The organism is Tateyamaria armeniaca (assembly GCF_045797845.1).
Classification (GTDB): Bacteria; Pseudomonadota; Alphaproteobacteria; order Rhodobacterales; family Rhodobacteraceae; genus Tateyamaria; species Tateyamaria armeniaca.
On record NZ_JBHDIY010000002.1, the window covers coordinates 557,675 to 576,625 of the forward strand.

Here is an 18,951-nt window from a genome sequence, read left to right on the forward strand (position 1 = left end):
ATCCCATTCCAGTTTGAGATGACAGTCACATGACACAAGAAACGATCCTCGCCAACGCCAAGCTGATCCTTCGGGATGAGGTTGTGACCGGCAGCCTGAAATTGCGTGATGGGCTGATCGCATCCATGGATACCGGTGCATCCGTTCCCGTCGGGGCGCTTGATTGCAACGGCGACTACCTCGCGCCCGGTCTGATCGAATTGCACACCGACAATCTTGAACGCCACATCACCCCACGCCCCAAGGTGGAATGGCCGCATGGGCCCGCCATTCTGGCACATGACCGCGAAATGGCGGGGTGTGGGATTACGACCGTGTTCGATGCGATGCGCGTCGGCTCGATCCCTGAAAGCAAGGGGCGCTACCTCAAATATGCGCGCGCTTTGTCGTCAGAGCTGTTGGCCCTGCGCGCCCGCGGTGCGCTCAAGATCAGCCATTTCCTGCACCTGCGCGCCGAGATCTGTTCAGAAACCCTGCCTGATGAGCTTGCCGAATTCACGCCCGAAGACCGCGTGCGCATTGTCAGCCTCATGGACCACACGCCGGGGCAACGCCAGTTTCGCGATATCGAAAAGATGAAGGGCTATGTCATGGGCAAGCGACAGATGAGCGAAGAGGACTTTACCGAACACGTCGCCAACCTGCTGGACTTGCAAAATCGCCTTGGTGCGATCCACGAGGCCGCAGCCGTGCGCGATGGCACACGCCTTGGCGCAGTTCTGGCCAGCCATGACGACACCACCGCCGAACAGGTGGGCACGTCGGCAGGGCACGGGGTGACGATGGCCGAATTCCCCACCACGGTCGAGGCAGCACAGGCCTGCCGCGACCACGGCATCGCCATTATCATGGGTGCCCCGAACCTTGTGCGCGGCGGGTCACATTCGGGCAACGTCGCAGCACAGGATTTGGCGGAACGGGAATTGCTGGACATCGTATCGTCAGATTACGTGCCTGCCGCCTTACTGCTGTCAGCCGTGCAACTGGGCGATGTCTGGGGCAATCTGGCGCGCGGCATCGCCACAGTGACGGCCAATCCGGCACAAGCCGTCAGTCTAAAAGATCGCGGTGTTCTCGAAGTCGGGAAACGCGCGGATGTGATCCGCTTTGCCATTGATGACGGCACAGCAGTGGCGCGTCAGGTCTGGAGCCACGGCACGCAGGTGGCCTGAGGCGGAAAGCACCCCGCAGGCGACATGCCCACGGGATGCGTCCGGAGTGGCTTAGGGCAGCAAAACGCTGTCGATGACGTGGATCACGCCATTGGAGGTCAGGATGTCGGCTTGAGTGACATTGGCCTGCTCGACCTTGACGCCATTGCGTCCGTCAATGTGCACGTTGGCCCCATTCACAGTCGCAACGCTCAGACGCTGACCAGCCAGATCGGCGGCAAGGGTCTGACCGGGCACCACGTGATAGGTCAGGATCGCAACCAGCTGGTCCTTGTTCTCGGGCAACAACAGGTTGTCGACCGTGCCGGCAGGCAGCTTGGCGAATGCAGCGTCCGTCGGGGCGAACACGGTGAAGGGCCCTGGGCTTTTCAGCGTATCAACCAGATCGGCAGCCTGCACGGCGGCAACCAGCGTGTTGAAGGACCCGGCAGCAACGGCGGTATCCACGATATCGGGCTGCGTGTTAATCTCGGCGCAGGCGCCCAGAGCGGCCAGGGTTGCACCAGCTACGGTCATCTTCACAAAGCTACGGCGTTTCATCATTCTGTCTCCTTTTGAGGTGAGGCGCGGGCGGCCATCACAATTCTTGAGTGGGAATTTTTCCCACACGAGGCGAAGTGACGCACTGCGCCGCAAAATCAAGGTTTGGCGTGGAAAAAAATTCCACGCAGCGCTAATGTCTGGTCATGGCAAGTGAAAATCAAACCAGCGCATCAGACGCATTTCTGCGTGTTCTCAGGGGGCTACTGCGCCCTCTGGTCCGCACAATGATCGCGCGCGGGCTGACAGCGCCGGTGATCTATGCCCTGCTGAAACGGGTCTATGTCGAGGTGGCACAGGAAAGTTTTGGCCTCGACGGCACGCCCCCCACCGACAGTCGCATCGCATTGCTGACCGGTGTGCACCGCAAGGATATCCGCACGATCCGCGCCGAAACCGACGACGGCACCGCCGAGGCGCGGCGCAAAAGTGCGCTGCTTGCCACGGTCATCGGCCAATGGATGTCGCACCCCGACTTCACCGACGCCAAAGGCGCGCCATCACCCCTGCCCCGCGCCGCTGACAACGCGCCCAGTTTCGAAACGCTGGTACAGTCCGTCAGCAAGGACGTGCGCCCGCGCACCGTGCTTGACGAGCTTGAACGCGGCGGACTGGTCAGCGCATCCGGTGACCTGCTGCACCTCAACACCGACACGATTGTCGGCAGCGCGACATCCTCCGAAAAAGAGGCGTTCTTTGGTGCCAATGTCGGGGACCACCTGGCCGCCGCCACAGAAAACCTGTTGTCCGACACACCGCCCTTTTTCGAGCGATCCGTGTTCTACAACCAGATGACACCAGAGGCTGTGGACGACATCGAAGCGCAAGCACGCACCCAATCCCAAACACTGCTCGAAGATCTGAACCGCCAAAGCAGTGCCGCACACCGGCGCGACAAGGACTCAGGCGGACCGCGCCAACGCTACCGTCTGGGCATTTACTTTTACCGCGAGGACGCAGAAAAAAGCGCCGAAGAACAAGGGCCAAAAGACAAGTGACACGCCTGAACCGACGCCATCTTCTTAGCCTGATGGGGGCGACAGCCCTTACGGGATGTGCCCCTGCCATTTCGACTGCACAACTCGGCGACGACCCGTTCGAAGGCGGGATCGGCGGCACCGGTATCGTCGGGTTGATGACCGGTGCAGGCTCTGTGCTGGTGAATGGCCTGCGGGTCGAATTGCCCTCGAACGTGCGCGTCTTTGCCAATGGGCGGGCCGCAAGTGACACGATGCTTGTGCCCGGCACGGCCCTCAGCCTGGTGGCCCGCACCCGGCTTGGCCGGTTCGAGGCGCAACAGATCGACATCGATGCCCCGCTGACCGGCACGTTGACCCGTAACCGTCAGGGCTATGCGATCAATGGAACGGCGCTGCGCCTTGATACGGCCCAATCCGCCGCGGCGGTGATCGGCCAGCGCGTTGTCGCACACGGCTTGTGGCAGCCCGACGGATCGCTGCACGCCAGCCTGCTGCAACTCGCCCCGCAAAGCGGCGACAGCGTTGCGGGTGTGGCCGTTGGCAGCCCGGATACCGGATGGCGCATTGGTCAGACGCCAATCAAACTGGCCGATGGCGACATCCTGATCGCCGGGCAATTCGCAATCGTGTCGGGGCAGTTCACAGGCGGCGCGCTTGCCAGCGCATCGGTGGAACTGGGGCGGTTCCGGGGCGGTCAGTCGCTGCGGCAACTGTCTATCGAAGGGTATCTCGAGCCCATCGAGGAAGACCCGGGCTTCCGCATTTCGGGCCTCGGGCACAGTTTTGCACGCCGCCTGACGCTCGATCCGTTCGCACGTCTGCGCGCGGTCTATTTCGGCCCCTATGACGGACGATTCCGCGCGCGCCGCGCCGTTGTGCTGCCCGAACCGCAACGTCTGCGTCAGGCGTTGCTGCAACCGGAAGAGGGCGAGAATTTTGCCAAAGGTCTGACCGGATCAGCGGCACGGGCCATCGACACCCGCTAGACCGAAACCGCCGCCAGCAGCGTGTCGCGCTCGATCTCATCAGCCCGCCCGCGCAGCTTTTCCGCACCACGTTCCAGCACCAAAAACTGATCGCCAAGCTCGCGGGCAAAGTCGAAATACTGCTCGACCAGCACAATGGCCATGTCGCCCCGGGCACGCAGTTGTGCAATCACGCGGCCAATCTGCTGGATGATGTTGGGCTGGATGCCTTCGGTCGGTTCATCCAGCAGCAGCAGCTTGGGGCGGGTCACAAGGGCGCGGGCGATGGCCAGTTGCTGCTGCTGCCCGCCGGACAGATCACCGCCGCGACGGCCCAGGAATTCTTTGAGGATGGGAAACAGGTCGAAAATCTCCTCAGGCACCGACCGTTCAGATCGAGGCAGGCAGGCAAACCCGGTTTCAAGGTTTTCCTTCACGGTCAGAAACGGAAAAATCTCGCGTCCTTGCGGGACGTAAGCCACGCCTTGTTGCGCAAGTGCATGGGCCGAAGCGCGGCCAATCTCGACTCCGTCCAAGCGATACGTCCCGCCCGAGCGCGGATGCGTGCCCGAAATCGCCTTCAGAAGACTGGTCTTGCCCACTCCATTGGTGCCCATCACGCAAGTGACTTCACCGCGGCGCGCGGTCACGCTGACCCGGTTCAGGATCTGACTGCCACCATAGTGCAGGGTCAGGTCCGTGATGTTCAGCACGTCATCTGCCAAGATAAACCTCGATCACTTTTTCATTGGCGGTCACATGGTCCAGCGTGCCCTCGGCCAGCACAGACCCCTCGTGCAGCACCGTCACCTTGCAATTGAGACGGCGCACAAATTCCATGTCATGCTCCACCACGACAACCGCGCGGGTCTTGGCCGCCTCGACCAGAATGTCGGTGGTGTGTTCCCGCTCTGCCGGGGTCATGCCCGCCGCAGGCTCATCAACCAGCAGCAAGCGCGGGTCCTGTGCCAGCAGCATCCCGATCTCCAGCCACTGTTTCTGGCCATGGCTCAACTCGCCCGCCTTGCGCGGCAGTTGATCGGTCAGCCCGATTTCGTCGGCCAGTTTCGCCACCGACGCGTGGTCCTCTCGCCTGGGCCGAAAGCGCAGAACCGCCCACGGGCTGCGGTCCTTTTTCAGCGCCATCATCAGGTTGTCGCTCACACTCTGATCCTCGAACACGGTGGGGCGCTGGAACTTGCGCCCGATGCCCGCCTGCGCGATCTGGCTTTCCGTCAGCTTCAGCAGGGACTGCGACTTTTCCCCGAACAGCACCGTGCCTTCATCCGGTTTGGTCTTGCCCGTGACGATGTCCATGAACGTCGTTTTGCCAGCCCCGTTCGGGCCAATCACTGCGCGCATTTCCGGCTCGCCGATCTGAAAGGACAGGTTGTTGATCGCCTTGAATCCGTCAAAGGATTTCGAAACACCGGAGACTTCGAGAAGGGTGCTCATTTGTCCGCCTCGCTTTCGCGCAAACTGCCCGGATCAGGGCCCAGATCCGCGCCGTGGCGGTTCGGGCCGGGCACAAGGTCGATCAGTCCGCCGATGCCCTTGGGGGCAAAAAGAGTGACGACGACAAAGGAAAAGCCAAGCAGCACGGTCCACCAATCCACCCAAGAGATCGTGTAGAACCCAAGGTTGATGTCCGGCGCCTGTCCGCCTGTGAACCACGTGGAGACAAGCGAGACAAACGCCGCCCCGATCACCGCACCATAGAGCCGCCCGCGCCCGCCAATCGCCACCCAGACCGCCAGATAGATCGACGCGATGGGCGCGATTTCCGCCGGGTTGATGATGCCCGCCTGAGGGTAATACAGCGCCCCGGCAATGGCGGCGATGACGGCGGTGAGGGTGAAGATGGTCAGCTTGTAGGCCTCCACCGAATAGCCCAGAAAGCGCACGCGCGCCTCGTCATCGCGGATGGCGCGGATGACCGAGCCGAACTTGCCCGACACGATCCACGCGCAAAGCAGGTAGGCCAGACCGAGGGCCAAAGCCGAAGCCCAGAGAAACCAGATCGACACGGTAGATTGCGGCACATCCCCAAGGCCCGGCAGATTCTGCAGACCCGACAACCCATTGTTGCCGCGCAAGCCGGAGTCGTTCTGAAACAAGTAGAGTGACATCGCCAGCGTCATCGCCTGCGTCAGGATCGACAGGTACACCCCCGTCACCCGGCTGCGAAACGCCAGCCAGCCAAAGACCAACGCCAGCAGCCCCGGCACAATCACGATGGCGGCCAGTTGCAAAGGCAGCGAATGGGCAAAGGCCCAGATCGGTGGAAACTCCGACGCACCCACGACGCCGAAAATCTGGGTGGCGATGCCTTGGGAAATCTCGCCTGCCGTGGGGGTAAGGGCGCAGCGGCAAGGCTTTGCACCACGATAATCTCGGTGCGCGCATACATCAGCCACATGCCGATGGCATAGCCGCCGATGCCAAAAAACGCCATGTGCCCGAGGGACAGGATGCCGCAATAGCCCCAGACCAGATCCATCGCGAGCGCGACCATGCACAGGCACAGCGTCTTGCCAAGTGTCTTGACGAAACTGGTGGAGATCACGCCGATCCCGAACCCTTCGGACAGGATTGTGACGCCAAGGGTGAAGAGCGCGAGGCAGGCAATGAAGATCAGCACAGACGGGTGGCGCTGGATGAATGGACGGGACTGGGGGCCAGCCGCCAGACCCCCGTGGTATTTTCGGCCAGAAGAAGCGGTATCAGTCATCTCAGGCCTCCGCCGCGCGGCCCTTGAGGGCGATGATCCCACGGGGGCGGAACTGGATGAACAGGATGATGAACAGGATCATGTAGGTCTGCGCCGCCAACGTGTTGGAGGGGTTGAGGAACTCGATCCCCTTCTGCATGGACCCCACCATGGCCGCACCCAGAAGTGTGCCCCAGATGTTACCGACGCCACCCACAACCACCGTCATGAACGACTGCACGATATAGTCGCTGCCCATTTCCGAGGTCACCTTGGCGTAAAGCCCGATGGCGACCCCTGCGATGCCCGCAATGCCCGACCCAAAGCCGAAGGTCAGCATGTTGATGCGATCGGGGTTGATACCCATGCTTGCCGCCATGCGCGGGTTTTGGGTGACCGCACGCACCTCTAGGCCCAGCCGCGTGCGGTTCATCACGATGAGGAACAGGGCAAGGAAGATCAGCGCCAGAATGAAAATCGCAATGCGGATATAGCTGATCGAAACAACGTCGTTGATCACCATCGACCCATCCAGCCAGCCGGGCGCAGTCAGCGGACGGGCCTGCGTGCCAAAGATGTTCTTGGCGAGCTGCTGCAGCGCGATGGACACCCCGAACGTGGCCAGCAGTGTTTCCAAGGGCCGGTGATAAAGCCAGCGGATCACCAGCCGCTCCATCGCGACCCCGGCGGCGAAGGTCACCATAAAGGCGAGCGGAATCGCCAGCAGGATCGACAGGGTGTGATCGGGCACAAAAAGCTGCACCACATAACCCGTATAGGCCCCCATCATGATGAACTCGCCATGGGCCATGTTGATCACGCCCATGACGCCAAAGGTGATGGCAAGGCCAATGGCCGCAAGGAAGTAGATCGACGCGAGCGAGATGGCATCGAGCGCCAGATCGGCAGTCTGGTTCAGCGCAAGCTTGGTTTCGATGCCGCTCAGCACCTCCTGGGCGGCCAGCGCCACGCTGGGTGGCGCTCCGATGAACACCTCAAAGAACTGGTAGGCGGCCAGCGCTGTGTCGATCTCTTCTTCGGTGGCGGCGGGGTCGGCCAAACCCTCGGCCACCAGCGTGGCAAAGGCGGCATTGCGGGCGCGGTCGGTGTCAAGGCTCGCCACCTGCACACCGGCCACGGTGCTGCCGTCAATGTTGCGGATCAGGGCCTCGCGCACTTCGCTGGCCGGGATCAGCGGCGGGGCGAGGTCGGCATCGACAAGCAGTTGATAGGCTTTGGTTTTCGGCAACGCCTCGTCACCCGTGCGCAGGGTACGCACCACCTCGGGGCCTTCAGGGACAGTTTGGCCCACTTCGATCCGCGTGGTGACAAGGGGGTTGAGCGCAGCGCGCGCATCGACGCCCAGATCACCGTCGAAATGTGCAATCGCCGCGATCTTTTCGGCCTCATCATCCCCGAATTCGATTGTCAGCAACCGTTCCAGCCGGGTCATGATAGCGGCCAGCGCCGGGCTGGGTTCGTCCGCGATCACATCGCGCAGGGCGGCAAGGTGGCTCTCCTTGGGGTCGCGGGCGATCGCGTCGAGCGCAAGGCGGCGGATGGCGGGGCTGTCATCGATCAGCTGGAATTTCACAAGGCCCGCCGCGATCAGGCCACGCACCCCGCTGTTGGGTTTAAGCTGGTCATAGGTGTCATCCGGGACTTCCCCCAGATCGGCCCCGTCAGCCACATCAAAAATGCGGATCGTGTCGCGGTCGATTTCCTCGGCAAAGACGAACAGGCCGGTTTCCTCGTCCTGCCACATCTCCTTGTCCTGCCAGCGTTCCAACACCTCTTGTGCGGCAGGCAGGCCGCTGGCGGTGAGTGCGTCGATGGCCGTCTGGATGGTGCGGCGCGAGGCCTTTGCGATCAGGTCGGCGTGGGTTTGCAGCACCTTTTGAATGGGGGCGTCCGCATTTTGTGCAGCGGCAGGCATCGCCAGCGCAAGGCAAACCATGAAAGCCAAAAGTCGTCGCATACACACCTGCCCCAAGTGGTCAGAGGGCGAAAGCCGCCCCCTGAATTGTCTTTTCAGATCAACGCGATCAGTAGTTGGATTCGATCTGCACGCAGGTCTCGGTCTGGGTGTTGTACATCCCGCAACCCAGCTCTTTCCAATCCGACACAAGCACAGCGGATTCAGGCAGGAAGTCGGTCCACGCATCGCCCGGCACTTCGGACGTCTGGCTGATGATGTCGAACTGTCCGTCGGCCTGAATTTCACCGATCAGCACGGGCTTGGCGAGGTGATGGTTGGGCAGCATCACAGCGGTGCCACCGGTGAGGTTCGGGAATTCCTGCCCGTACATCGCGGTGCGCACGGCATCGACATCCGTGGTGCCCGCCGCCGTGGCCGCGTTCACCCACATGTTGAAACCGATGTAATGTGCTTCCATCGGATCATTGGTCACGCGGTCTTCGCCCATGCGGGCTTTCCACGCTTCGACCCATGCTTCGTTGGCGTCGGACTCGGCAGATTGGAAGTAGTTCCAGGCCGCGAGGTGGCCGACGAGGTTGGATGTGTCGAGACCGGCGAGTTCCTCTTCACCGACCGAGAAGGCGACGACGGGGATGTCATCGGCAGAGATCCCGGCAGCGGCCAGTTCCTTGTAAAAGCCCACATTCGCATCGCCGTTGATCGTGGAAATCACGCCAACCTTCTTGCCATCCGCGCCAAGGGCGACGACATCCGCGACGATCTTGGACCAGTCAGAATGACCAAACGGCGTGTAGTTCACAAAGATGTCTTCGGCTGCGATGCCCTTGGCCTTGAGGTATGCCTCAAGAATGTTGTTGGTTGTGCGGGGATAGACATAGTCGGTGCCAAGCAGCGCGAATTTTTCGACGCCCAGTTCCTCAAGGAAATAGTCCGTGGCCGGGATCGCCTGCTGGTTGGGGGCAGCGCCAGTGTAGAACACGTTTTTCGAGGACTCTTCGCCCTCGTATTGCACAGGGTAGAACAGCAGGCCGTTCAGTTCCTCGATGACGGGCAGCACGGATTTGCGGGACACGGACGTCCAGTTGCCAAAGATCACATCGACCTCGTGCACGGTTAGCAATTCACGCGCTTTTTCAGCAAACAGCGGCCAGTCGGACGCGGGGTCGACCACAACGGCCTCCAACTCGCAGCCCAGCACGCCACCGGCGGCGTTCTGCTGTTCGACCAGCATTTCCATCGTGTCTTTGAGCGTCGTTTCAGAGATCGCCATCGTGCCGGACAGCGAGTGCAGCACACCCACTTTGATCGGGCAGTCCTGGGCGGCAGCGGGGAGCACAGTTGCCAGCAGTACGGCAGCGGTGGTTCCAAGAAGGGATTTTGACATTTCGTTTCCTCTAGCGCGGTGCGCGAGGGCATTGCGAAATGGACCAATCGGCCTCATATCACCCTTGCGCTTTAAGTTAGGCGCGTGCGGTGGTGTCCAGGGTTCCAATTCTGATGCCGCCGCACAATTAAACGGCCCTGACTGGACCGACGCCTATCTAGATGCGCCGCCGCGCAGAGGCCGAGTTCATCTTGTGGGTTGGTCAGGCCGCCCGACATGGCCGATTACTAATTGGGCAGAAATCCCGCCATGCGCGTAATTTCTGAGCGGAAAAACAGCGGATTTTCGGGCTTAGCCCTCAAGTAGCAGGTTTTGGCAGGCCTGCACGTTCAACTGCGTCTGCTGCCTCGCCATCTTTGACAGGCGCGCATCCGTCCCGAAATGGGCCGTGGTCAGCATCGCCGAATGGGCCAGCTTCGCCTCGATCCGACGCCCAAGTGTTTCACGCGCACGCTCGGACGGCATGACCGCATCAAGGATGGAGACAAAGCGCTGCCGCTGCGCCTGCAAGGCGTCACCACGCCCATCGCTCATCAGCCACGAAAACTCCATTTCAGCAGAGAGGCGCCCGGTGCATCCGGCAAAAACCAGCACCAGATCGTCATTGGCCCGCGCTGCGCCACTTATGCCTGTTATGATCAGCGCGCCTGCGATCAGCGTTCTTAATCTGCTCATATATTGAGCATTGCAGCCCAAAAGGCGTCGCGCAAGCGTGCAATATATAAAAATGAAACCACGCGTGCAGGGCGAACACAGGTCCGGACGTCAAAATGCGCCGCGGCTCAATCGGCCACGGCACATCTCATTCCCTACGCTGGAAGGCTCAGGTCTCGACCAGCATCACCTTGCAGAACTTCTTGCGCTGCGGAAAAATCTGCGCGCTCATCACAAAACGCTTGGTCTTGAGATAGCTGCAGATCAGGTCCGCCCGCTGCGCAGTAATCACGTCATCAAACACAAACGTGCAACCCTTGCCCGCCATCTTGGCCAGCTTGGGCAACGTGCGCTCAATCTCGGCATCATCATGGGTCGTGTCACAGAAAATCAGGCTGTACTTGCGCGAGATTGGGCAATCGATGAAATCACCGCGAATGAAATTCGACACATAAGGCAGCAGACGGTTGTCCTTCATGTTCTGGATCAACACGGCCACCGTGCCACCGGGGTGATAAACGGCGTCGGCCACACGGCCGTTCTGCTTGTTCAGATCCAGCGTTTCACCGAACCTTTCCTGCCATTCATTCGCGCTAGTGATGCCGAAATCGATGGTGTCGAAACTGACGGGGGCCGCACCATCGGCCTGCCGGTCACGCAGCCCCATCGCCAGTGCCGTGGTCGAACGACCGAGCCACGGACCAACCTCAAGCACGTGACCGGTGCTGAGATAGGCGGCGTTATAAAGCAGTGTCAGATCGTTGGGTGACATCCAGCCGTTGGGGTAACCCTTTGGGGTGTCGGGCAAGCGACGCTGATAGTACCGGTCATAAAAGACGTCCGGCACCACCATGTTATCCATGTTGGTAAATTGGTTCATCTGACGTTCCTCAATAGTGGACCTTTTGGCGGTCCTTAACCCTTGGTTAAGACAGTCTGGCGCGATCTGGCAACAATTATTGATGAATCAGAGGTGGTTACGGGATCAGAATTCAAGACTGTGACCATTGGGTCATGATCGAGATCTGGACACGCGCGGGTGTCGGGCGTACTTGTAGCGGCGCTCAAACCCGGATCGCGTGCCGCGCCGGGCAGTAACTCCAAGACTCCCAAGGCACGGAATCAAGGCCGCAGGCCGCCGTGCCATCGCCGGACCGGCCCGCGGTCAGGCGATTTTGCAGCCACATGCGCTTAGCTTGAGCAGACAACGTGTCTTGGCTACCATAAAACGCCTTAGCAGACAGGTCGGTTCGCCAGCCCCCGCTCCGCCGACGCCACGGGCTCGTCACCCATCAAAGGTATTCGAAAAAACGCTGGCGATCCCGGAAGGACTCGAACCCTCAACATCCTGATTAGAAGTCAGGTGCTCTATCCAGTTGAGCTACGGGACCGCGCGTTCCCCTCATGCCGCAGGTGCGGCCACGGGGCAAGGGTGTCAAAGCGTGGTTGTCATGAAAACGCTCAGCGGATCGACAGTGTAATCGCCAAATGGCGGGCATTCTTCGAACCCGTGCGCGGCATAAAGCGCGCGGGCCGGGGCGAACATCCCGGCCGTGCCGGTTTCAAGGCTGACACGGGCCATGCCCTGCGCGCGCGCCTCGTTCAACAGCCCGGCAAGGATGGCGCGGCCCACACCGCGTCCCCGCGCCTCGGCACTGGTGTGCATCGATTTCAACTCGCCGTGCCCGGGTTCAACCTGCGCCAATGCGCCCACGCCCAGAACGGCATCTCCATCACGTGCGGCCAACAAGGTCACATCGCGTTCCAGCAACGCGCCCGGTTCCATCACATGACAGCTTTCCTCGGGCGAGCTTGCGCGCATCAACTCGAAATGACGGATCAGCAGCGCCTGAACGTCCGGGCTGTCAGGCCTGTCGCGGGCAATGTTTAATGCGTCCATGCCCCACGCCGCCCGGTTGCGAAATTCTCGCCATAGCCGCCGGGGCGGATGTTGGCGCGGCGTTTGTTGGGGTCCTGAACCACGGCGTCGATCCCGTGATGATCTGCATATTCCTGCGCCGCTTCCTTGGTCTCAAAGGTCATGCGGACCTGTGCCTGCGTGTCATCGGACGACGTCCAGCCCATAAGCGGATCGACCGACCGCGCAGAGGCAGGCGCAAATTCCAGCACCCAGTGCTTGGTCTTGGCCGTGCCGGACGACATGGCAGTCTTGGCGGGCTGAAAGATGCGTGCGCGCATGGGATGGCTCCTGATGTTCCGCCCTCGTATATCGGAAATTCGCCCTGCCCGCGCAAGATACGATTTGTCTCAGATCGTAACAGTGCCATATCAGACAGATGCATGATGCCGTCCCTCTCATTCACTGGATCCTGACTGACGGGCGGATGCACGGGCTCAAGGCCCTGACCGACGGCCTCGGCCCCCGTCTGCGGGACGCAGGCGTGCCGCTGATGCGTCTGCGCATGGGGATGCGCACCACCCACCCCCTGATCGCCGCAGTCAGCTACATCTGGGACCCGCACGGAACCGATAGCGAAAATCCGGACCAGTTGCGCACCGGGCACGGCATGGAAACCCGCACCACCTATGTCGGCAGCCCGATGGAGATCATCTCAAACACCCAAGCCCCCTATCGCCGCCGTCTTGACGACAGTTTGGGGCCAGATGATCACCTTGTCCTGCACGAGCTGCGAGAACGCGGTGCCTCTGACTGGTACGGCAGGCCCATGGCCTTCGCCACCGGGTCGTTCGGCATGGTCATCTTTGTCGCCGATGGGCCGGGGTTCAGCGATGACGACATCGCGCTGCTCGACACCTTGTCAGACGTTTTGGCACCAGTGGTCGAGGCGCACCGCCACGATCACCTCGCCACCGCCATCGCCACCAGCTATCTGGGTCCCCGCACGGGCCGCCGGGTGCTTGAGGGTCAGATCACCCGCGGCGACATCGAAACGATCGAAGCGGCCATTCTGTTCTCCGACATCCGCGGCTGGACTGCGCTTAACGCCACCCGACCAGCGGGCGAAGCGCTGGAAATCGCGAACCGCTATTTCGAGGTGATCTCGGACGCCGTCGACTCCCATGACGGCGAAATCCTCAAGTTCATGGGCGACGGGGTGCTGGCCCTGTTTCCCAGCGACGGCAGCGAGGACGGACGACAGAACGCCTGCCGCCAAGCCATCGCCGCCGCCCATGCCGCCAAGGGGATCGCGGCCCTCGCCGAACTGCCCGTGGCCTTCGGGATCGGCATCCATTTCGGGTCTGTCCTTTATGGCAATGTCGGGGCCCGCGCCCGCATCGACTTTACTGTGCTGGGTCAGGCGGTGAACACCGCCGCGCGGGTCGAGGCCTGCTGCACCCGCCTGAACGAGGACGTGCTGGTGTCTCAAACGCTCGCCGATCAATCCGGCCTGAACATGCGTCACGTCAGCACCGAACCGCTCAAGGGACTCGTTGAACCCATGGCCCTCTTTGCCCCTGCCAATTCCTGACAGCAGCAACGCCGCACCCCCTTGCACGCAACGCCAATCAGGCCAAGTTAGCATCATGCCCCACGTACACACCGATTCCACCGACACCTTCCTCGCCAACCCGGCCGAAGATGTCCGCACCCGCCTCAAGCTCGAAGGCGGGCAGCGGCTGCGCATGAACACCGAATTCCAGCCCGCAGGCGACCAGCCCACCGCGATCCAGGAACTGAGCGCAGGTGTCATGGCAGGCGACCGCGATCAGGTGCTTCTGGGGGCCACGGGCACAGGCAAGACCTACACCATGGCCAAGGTGATCGAGGAAACCCAGCGCCCCGCCATCATCCTTGCACCCAACAAGACACTGGCCGCGCAGCTCTATGGCGAATTCAAAGGGTTCTTCCCCGACAACGCCGTCGAATACTTCGTCAGCTTCTACGACTACTACCAGCCCGAGGCCTACGTCGCGCGCTCCGACACCTACATCGAAAAAGAAAGCCAGATCAACGAACAGATCGATCGCATGCGCCACTCCGCCACGCGGGCGCTCTTGGAACGGGACGACGTGATCATCGTCGCATCGGTCTCCTGCATCTACGGCATCGGCTCGGTCGAAACCTACGGCGCGATGACGCAAGACCTCAAGGTCGGCAAATCCTACGACCAGCGCCAGGTCATCGCCGACCTCGTCGCCCAGCAATACAAACGCAACGATCAGGCGTTTTTCCGGGGCACCTTCCGGGTCCGGGGCGACGCGCTCGAAATCTTCCCCGCACACCTTGATGACCGCGCATGGCGGCTCTCCTTCTTCGGCGAGGAACTGGAAAGCATCACGGAATTCGACCCCCTGACGGGGGAAAAGACAGCCGTGATGGAGCATATCCGCGTCTACGCCAACTCCCACTACGTGACGCCAAAACCGACGATGTCCCAGGCCATCATCAAGATCAAAGAGGAACTCAAAATCCGCCTCGACCAGCTTGTGAACGAGGGCAAACTGCTCGAAGCACAACGGCTCGAACAGCGCACCAACTTCGATCTCGAAATGCTCGAAGCCACCGGCGTCTGCAACGGGATCGAGAACTATTCGCGCTACCTCACAGGCCGCGCCCCGGGCGAACCGCCCCCCACGCTCTTCGAATTCATCCCCGACAACGCCATCGTCTTTGCCGATGAATCCCACGTCTCCGTCCCCCAGATCGGGGGCATGTACAAAGGCGACTACAGGCGCAAATTCACACTGGCCGAACACGGGTTCCGCCTGCCCTCCTGCATGGACAACCGCCCCCTCAAATTCGAGGAATGGGATGCCATGCGCCCGCAATCCGTCTTCGTCTCGGCCACCCCGTCCGCATGGGAACTCGAACAGGCGGGCGGCGTCTTCACCGAACAGGTCATCCGCCCCACGGGCCTTCTGGACCCCATGGTCGAAATCCGCCCCGTCGGCACGCAGGTCGACGATCTGCTGGACGAAGTGCGCCGCGTCACCGCCGCAGGGATGCGCACGCTCTGCACCACGCTGACCAAGCGCATGGCCGAGGATCTGACCGAATACATGCACGAACAGGGCATAAAAGTCCGCTACATGCACTCCGACATCGACACGCTGGAACGGATCGAAATCCTGCGCGACCTGCGCCTCGGGGCCTTCGACGTTCTGATCGGCATCAACCTGCTGCGCGAGGGGCTCGACATCCCAGAATGCGGGCTGGTCGCGATCCTCGATGCGGACAAGGAAGGGTTCCTGCGCTCCGAAACATCCCTCGTGCAGACCATCGGGCGCGCCGCACGTAACGCCGACGGCCGCGTGATCATGTATGCCGACAAGGTGACAGGTTCGATGGAGCGCGCACTGGCCGAAACCGACCGCCGCCGCGCCAAGCAGATGGCCTATAACGAAGAACACGGGATCACGCCCGAGACGGTGAAAAAGAACGTCGAGGATGTGCTGGCGGGCCTTTATAAAGGCGACACCGACCAGTCCCGTGTGACCGCCAAGATCGACAAAAGCATGGCGGGCGGCAACCTGCAAACCGTGCTGGACGGGTTGCGCGCGGACATGCGCAAAGCGGCGGAGAATTTGGAATTCGAAGAGGCCGCGCGGCTACGGGACGAGGTCAAACGGCTGGAAGCAGTGGATTTGGTTGTGGCGGACGACCCACTGGCGCGGCAATACGCGGTGGAGAAGGCCGTGGGCGATGCGCAGAAGGCGGCTGGGCGGAGTACGGCCGGGCGGGCTGGGCAGCGCGGGGGAATGTAAAGCGGCGGAAGAAGCAATAAGCACCTTCCGCCGAGTTGTTTTAACCAGTAAGTGCACTTTCAACTGCTTTTGGATCAGCGTCTATCACCTTAAGCAGTGTGCGAGCAGGTCCGTCAGGAAACCTGCGACCTTGCTCCCAATTTCTCAAGCTCGACAAGCTAAAACCGAAACGGATTGCGAATTCCGCTTGAGAAATTCCGAGTTTTTCTCGAATTGCACGCACATCTATGTTGTCCGGAACTCGAACCTTTCGAGTTTTCGTTCCATTGATACCCCCCGTGCATGTTCGAGGGCCTGCTCTAGGCCCTTAATAACTTCATGCATGGTACATTCTCCTTTGCCTCTATCTCCAAGCCTGGGTAATACCTAGGCACTGCTGTTTGACGCTTTTCTCGCGTCTTTAATGCTAGTTTGGACAAGCTCGGCAGCTAGGCGTTCCATAGTTATTTCCTCCCGTGTTGTGGGTCCTGAAACCCGTTCACCCTCGTACACCGCAAGGATGTACAAAGGCATATTTAGATCATGGAAGAAGTACACAACCGTGATCTCGTCGAAGCCATTGGCCGTCTCAAATGCGAATACATTTGTCCGCACTTGGGAAAGCTTTCCCAATGGTTCCCCCACGTCTGGTTGGTAGGCTAAGCAGTCTACCAATTCATCGCGCTGACATTCTGTCAGCAATTCTTCAAGCATGACAGTTGCTTGAGGAACCTCTGCAACTGTAATCGGGTAGTCCGTCGCCATAAACGGAACACCCGGCACAGATTTCAAAATCTTTGACACTGTCCAACTCCATATTATCCTGCCTGTCGTTGCTGCCTTCCGGGTTTCTACTGCCCCTTGATACCCACATACGCCATTGGCGCACATACGTCAACGGCGTACCCGGCAAGTTTGCACCCGGCGGCACCGCCGGGCAGCGCCCGACCTCCCCCGGGAGGGCGCTATTGGCGAAGTCACCAGCCACCCATCCCACATCCATGCTTCAAAGCCATCCAGCAAACCAACTGCTCCAAAGCGCCCACCCAGGTCGGGCGCCGCCCTACGCACCAACGATCACCGTTGGCCTGACGCGTCAACCGGACTACCTTCCCGAACATGCGCCACCTCATCCCCCTCCTCCTCCTCACCACCCCGGCCCACGCGTGGGAGTTCACCCCAACTCCCATCTGCACCCTCACCCACACCGAGGCGCGCGCGGATGTCGAACTCACCTACGACCACACCACCCGCCTCTACGCGATCAAGGTTACCACGCCGCAAGCATGGCCCGCGGCCCCTGCCTTCTCCATCCGTTTCGACGGGGCGGCCCCAAACACCATCTCGACCCAAAGGCACCAGACCGACGGCGCGACGCTCACCGTGACGGACTCCGGTTTTGGCAACGTCCTCGACGGGCTTGAGTTCAACACAACCGCCACTGCCTTCACCCAGACCGCCGCCGTGACGGTGTCTCTGGAGGGCGCAGCAGAGCCCGTCCAGAAGTTCCGCGCCTGCACAACAGCACCCGTGGCCTGAGGCCAAAAGGTTAAGAGTCCCCTAATTCAGCTCTGTAACCCATTGATTTTTATAAGCCAAAGGGATGTCCCAGCATGGGACACCCTGAAACCCCAATGGTCGGGAATACCCCACTACGCGGCGCCCACAGGGTCGGCTACCCTCAACCTATTCAAGAATATGACTGCCTCCCGCCGTGCAAACGGCCTCAAAAAGGCGATTTTCATGACCCATTTATTGTTCGGCTTCGGTTTCACCCTCATCACCGCCCTGATCGTCATCATCGGCGACACGGCCATCAAATTCGCCGCCGACGGAGGCCACCCCATCTGGTCCGCCCTCGTTGTTCTGGGCTGCGTTCTCTACGGAATTTCAGCGCTGTTCTGGTTCTTCGCCATGCGCCACGTGACGCTGGTGCAGGCCGGCGTGGCCTACTCCATGATCACATTGCTGGCGCTGGCCATGATTGGCGCGCTCTGGTTTGGCGAGAGGCTCTATGCCCGTGAATATGCCGGGCTGGCCTGCGCCCTGCTCGCCATGGTCCTGCTGGCCCGCGTCGCCTAGAAGTCGAAAATATCGCCCAGCAGATCGCCCATGCCGCCCTTGCGCTTGCGCCCGCCCGGCCTGTCATAGCGGCGGTCCTGGGTACGTTCGCTCGGCTGTGGTGGGGGTGGTGGCGCGCTGTAGGCGGCCGCACGTTCAATAATCTTGTCCAACTCGCCCCGGTCCAGCCACACGCCACGGCACGCCGGGCAATAGTCGATCTCAACACCAGAGCGATCCGCGATCACAAGTTCGGTTCCGTCAATTGGGCATTGCATGTGTGTCCTCCTTTGGTCCTGACGGACAGATAGGTCGGGACCTGCCCCGGTACATCCGCACAAGTGGGTATCACCAGTGCCGCGTGCCCGGCGCGCCCTTGATCTGCCCGGTAAGATTGGGCGTCACCCAGCCGCCGTAAAAATCTCCCGGCTGCGGGATAACCTGCACCGCGCCGACAAAACACGCCTCCATCCGACCTGCATAAAACGCAAGGTGATCCCGAAGGGCAGCGAAACGCGCGGAGGGACTTGGATAGCTCCAGGCCGCGCCTTTCGCCTCGACTTCACCGGCGTTAATCGTCCAGTACGTTGCCCGCCCTTTCCATTCGCAAAACGACGTGCCTGACGATGGCGACACGTCACCGGAAATGTCCACGCGCGGCACGTAGTAGCTGGGCGCATGGTGCGTTTCGAGAACACGCAAAGCGGCAGTCGTGTCGACAACGACCGCTCCGCCCAGCATCACCCGCACCCGTTGCGGCACCGGTTCAAGCGCAGGGGGACGCGGGTAGGACTGAACATTTTCAACCAATAACTCCATGCCGCTGGACTTAATCCGCCCCGCCCCGAAGGCGAGGCCGTCCTAACGGAATGTTAACCA

At 61.1% G+C, this 18,951-nt stretch carries 20 protein-coding genes, 1 tRNA gene and 1 pseudogene; 7 read left to right on the forward strand and 15 right to left on the reverse strand.

What is annotated here, in order from left to right:
• Positions 1-29: 29 nt before the first annotated feature.
• Positions 30-1,172, forward strand: a complete 1,143-nt coding sequence (locus tag ACERZ8_RS02800; protein ID WP_407590593.1) for an alpha-D-ribose 1-methylphosphonate 5-triphosphate diphosphatase — start codon at positions 30-32, stop codon at positions 1,170-1,172.
• Between the two features lie 51 nt (positions 1,173-1,223).
• Here the strand turns inward: ACERZ8_RS02800 and ACERZ8_RS02805 are convergent, their stop codons facing one another.
• Complete coding sequence (locus tag ACERZ8_RS02805; RefSeq protein WP_407594137.1) at positions 1,224-1,712, reverse strand: fasciclin domain-containing protein; 489 nt, start codon at positions 1,710-1,712, stop codon at positions 1,224-1,226.
• Positions 1,713-1,858: 146 nt separating this feature from the next.
• Between ACERZ8_RS02805 and ACERZ8_RS02810 the strand changes: the two genes are divergently transcribed.
• Positions 1,859-2,710, forward strand: coding sequence for a DUF6502 family protein (locus tag ACERZ8_RS02810; protein ID WP_407590594.1), 852 nt, complete (start codon positions 1,859-1,861; stop codon positions 2,708-2,710).
• Positions 2,707-3,678 carry a hypothetical protein gene (locus ACERZ8_RS02815; RefSeq protein ID WP_407590595.1) on the forward strand — a complete coding sequence of 324 codons (972 nt, stop codon included), beginning with the start codon at positions 2,707-2,709 and terminating at the stop codon, positions 3,676-3,678. Before ACERZ8_RS02810 ends, ACERZ8_RS02815 begins: the two co-directional genes overlap by 4 nt.
• Here ACERZ8_RS02815 and urtE read toward each other — a convergent pair.
• The 10 genes and pseudogenes from urtE to ACERZ8_RS02865 form a co-directional block, all read right to left on the reverse strand.
• Positions 3,675-4,370, reverse strand: coding sequence for an urea ABC transporter ATP-binding subunit UrtE (gene urtE / locus ACERZ8_RS02820; RefSeq protein WP_407594139.1), 696 nt, complete (start codon positions 4,368-4,370; stop codon positions 3,675-3,677). The two genes, ACERZ8_RS02815 and urtE, sit on opposite strands and share 4 nt — an antisense overlap.
• 1 nt (position 4,371) lies before the next feature.
• Positions 4,372-5,112 (reverse strand): urea ABC transporter ATP-binding protein UrtD, encoded by a 741-nt coding sequence (urtD, locus tag ACERZ8_RS02825; protein WP_407590596.1) that lies wholly within the window; start codon positions 5,110-5,112, stop codon positions 4,372-4,374.
• Positions 5,109-6,346, reverse strand: a pseudogene (gene urtC, locus ACERZ8_RS02830) (urea ABC transporter permease subunit UrtC). The gene urtD and the pseudogene urtC overlap by 4 nt, the downstream one beginning before the upstream one ends.
• Before the next feature lie 43 nt (positions 6,347-6,389).
• Positions 6,390-8,345, reverse strand: a complete 1,956-nt coding sequence (gene urtB, locus ACERZ8_RS02835; RefSeq protein WP_407590597.1) for an urea ABC transporter permease subunit UrtB — start codon at positions 8,343-8,345, stop codon at positions 6,390-6,392.
• A 67-nt stretch (positions 8,346-8,412) separates the two neighbouring features.
• A complete protein-coding gene (gene urtA, locus ACERZ8_RS02840) occupies positions 8,413-9,690 on the reverse strand; it encodes an urea ABC transporter substrate-binding protein (protein ID WP_407590598.1) in 1,278 nt (425 codons plus the stop codon).
• 291 nt (positions 9,691-9,981) lie between these two features.
• Entirely contained in the window at positions 9,982-10,365 is a 384-nt protein-coding gene (locus ACERZ8_RS02845) for a hypothetical protein (protein WP_407590600.1), read from the reverse strand.
• Positions 10,366-10,513: 148 nt separating this feature from the next.
• Entirely contained in the window at positions 10,514-11,224 is a 711-nt protein-coding gene (locus tag ACERZ8_RS02850; RefSeq protein ID WP_407590601.1) for a class I SAM-dependent methyltransferase, read from the reverse strand.
• 434 nt (positions 11,225-11,658) lie between these two features.
• Positions 11,659-11,735, reverse strand: a tRNA-Arg gene (locus ACERZ8_RS02855).
• Positions 11,736-11,779: 44 nt separating this feature from the next.
• A complete protein-coding gene (locus tag ACERZ8_RS02860; protein WP_407590602.1) occupies positions 11,780-12,244 on the reverse strand; it encodes a GNAT family N-acetyltransferase in 465 nt (154 codons plus the stop codon).
• On the reverse strand, positions 12,232-12,543 hold the full coding sequence (locus tag ACERZ8_RS02865) for an ETC complex I subunit (RefSeq protein ID WP_407590603.1): 312 nt from the start codon (positions 12,541-12,543) through the stop codon (positions 12,232-12,234). Before ACERZ8_RS02865 ends, ACERZ8_RS02860 begins: the two co-directional genes overlap by 13 nt.
• Before the next feature lie 98 nt (positions 12,544-12,641).
• Between ACERZ8_RS02865 and ACERZ8_RS02870 the strand changes: the two genes are divergently transcribed.
• Positions 12,642-13,796, forward strand: a complete 1,155-nt coding sequence (locus tag ACERZ8_RS02870; protein WP_407590605.1) for an adenylate/guanylate cyclase domain-containing protein — start codon at positions 12,642-12,644, stop codon at positions 13,794-13,796.
• Positions 13,797-13,851: 55 nt separating this feature from the next.
• Complete coding sequence (uvrB, locus tag ACERZ8_RS02875; protein WP_407590606.1) at positions 13,852-16,032, forward strand: excinuclease ABC subunit UvrB; 2,181 nt, start codon at positions 13,852-13,854, stop codon at positions 16,030-16,032.
• Between the two features lie 40 nt (positions 16,033-16,072).
• Here uvrB and ACERZ8_RS02880 read toward each other — a convergent pair whose 3' ends face one another.
• A complete protein-coding gene (locus ACERZ8_RS02880) occupies positions 16,073-16,255 on the reverse strand; it encodes a helix-turn-helix domain-containing protein (protein ID WP_407590607.1) in 183 nt (60 codons plus the stop codon).
• A 143-nt stretch (positions 16,256-16,398) separates the two neighbouring features.
• On the reverse strand, positions 16,399-16,815 hold the full coding sequence (locus ACERZ8_RS02885) for a hypothetical protein (protein ID WP_407590608.1): 417 nt from the start codon (positions 16,813-16,815) through the stop codon (positions 16,399-16,401).
• A gap of 315 nt (positions 16,816-17,130) precedes the next feature.
• On the opposite strand from ACERZ8_RS02885, the gene ACERZ8_RS02890 reads away from it, so the two are divergent.
• On the forward strand, positions 17,131-17,550 hold the full coding sequence (locus ACERZ8_RS02890; protein ID WP_407590609.1) for a hypothetical protein: 420 nt from the start codon (positions 17,131-17,133) through the stop codon (positions 17,548-17,550).
• 204 nt (positions 17,551-17,754) lie between these two features.
• On the forward strand, positions 17,755-18,093 hold the full coding sequence (locus ACERZ8_RS02895) for a hypothetical protein (protein ID WP_407590610.1): 339 nt from the start codon (positions 17,755-17,757) through the stop codon (positions 18,091-18,093).
• Here the strand turns inward: ACERZ8_RS02895 and ACERZ8_RS02900 are convergent.
• Both ACERZ8_RS02900 and ACERZ8_RS02905 read right to left on the reverse strand, forming a co-directional pair.
• Positions 18,090-18,350 carry a TFIIB-type zinc ribbon-containing protein gene (locus ACERZ8_RS02900; protein WP_407590612.1) on the reverse strand — a complete coding sequence of 87 codons (261 nt, stop codon included), beginning with the start codon at positions 18,348-18,350 and terminating at the stop codon, positions 18,090-18,092. The two genes, ACERZ8_RS02895 and ACERZ8_RS02900, sit on opposite strands and share 4 nt — an antisense overlap.
• Before the next feature lie 70 nt (positions 18,351-18,420).
• On the reverse strand, positions 18,421-18,891 hold the full coding sequence (locus ACERZ8_RS02905) for a DUF427 domain-containing protein (protein ID WP_407590613.1): 471 nt from the start codon (positions 18,889-18,891) through the stop codon (positions 18,421-18,423).
• Positions 18,892-18,951 lie beyond the last annotated feature (60 nt).

Bases quoted from the DNA above. Each gene is read 5' to 3' on its own strand.
- ACERZ8_RS02800 (WP_407590593.1), top strand. From the start codon at position 30: ATGACACAAGAAACGATCCTCGCCAACGCCAAGCTGATCCTTCGGGAT.
- ACERZ8_RS02805 (WP_407594137.1), bottom strand. From the start codon at position 1,712: ATGAAACGCCGTAGCTTTGTGAAGATGACCGTAGCTGGTGCAACCCTG.
- ACERZ8_RS02810 (WP_407590594.1), top strand. From the start codon at position 1,859: ATGGCAAGTGAAAATCAAACCAGCGCATCAGACGCATTTCTGCGTGTT.
- urtD (WP_407590596.1), bottom strand. From the start codon at position 5,112: ATGAGCACCCTTCTCGAAGTCTCCGGTGTTTCGAAATCCTTTGACGGA.
- urtB (WP_407590597.1), bottom strand. From the start codon at position 8,345: ATGCGACGACTTTTGGCTTTCATGGTTTGCCTTGCGCTGGCGATGCCT.
- urtA (WP_407590598.1), bottom strand. From the start codon at position 9,690: ATGTCAAAATCCCTTCTTGGAACCACCGCTGCCGTACTGCTGGCAACT.
- ACERZ8_RS02845 (WP_407590600.1), bottom strand. From the start codon at position 10,365: ATGAGCAGATTAAGAACGCTGATCGCAGGCGCGCTGATCATAACAGGC.
- ACERZ8_RS02850 (WP_407590601.1), bottom strand. From the start codon at position 11,224: ATGAACCAATTTACCAACATGGATAACATGGTGGTGCCGGACGTCTTT.
- ACERZ8_RS02860 (WP_407590602.1), bottom strand. From the start codon at position 12,244: ATGGACGCATTAAACATTGCCCGCGACAGGCCTGACAGCCCGGACGTT.
- ACERZ8_RS02865 (WP_407590603.1), bottom strand. From the start codon at position 12,543: ATGCGCGCACGCATCTTTCAGCCCGCCAAGACTGCCATGTCGTCCGGC.
- ACERZ8_RS02870 (WP_407590605.1), top strand. From the start codon at position 12,642: ATGCATGATGCCGTCCCTCTCATTCACTGGATCCTGACTGACGGGCGG.
- uvrB (WP_407590606.1), top strand. From the start codon at position 13,852: ATGCCCCACGTACACACCGATTCCACCGACACCTTCCTCGCCAACCCG.
- ACERZ8_RS02890 (WP_407590609.1), top strand. From the start codon at position 17,131: ATGCGCCACCTCATCCCCCTCCTCCTCCTCACCACCCCGGCCCACGCG.
- ACERZ8_RS02895 (WP_407590610.1), top strand. From the start codon at position 17,755: ATGACCCATTTATTGTTCGGCTTCGGTTTCACCCTCATCACCGCCCTG.
- ACERZ8_RS02900 (WP_407590612.1), bottom strand. From the start codon at position 18,350: ATGCAATGCCCAATTGACGGAACCGAACTTGTGATCGCGGATCGCTCT.
- ACERZ8_RS02905 (WP_407590613.1), bottom strand. From the start codon at position 18,891: ATGGAGTTATTGGTTGAAAATGTTCAGTCCTACCCGCGTCCCCCTGCG.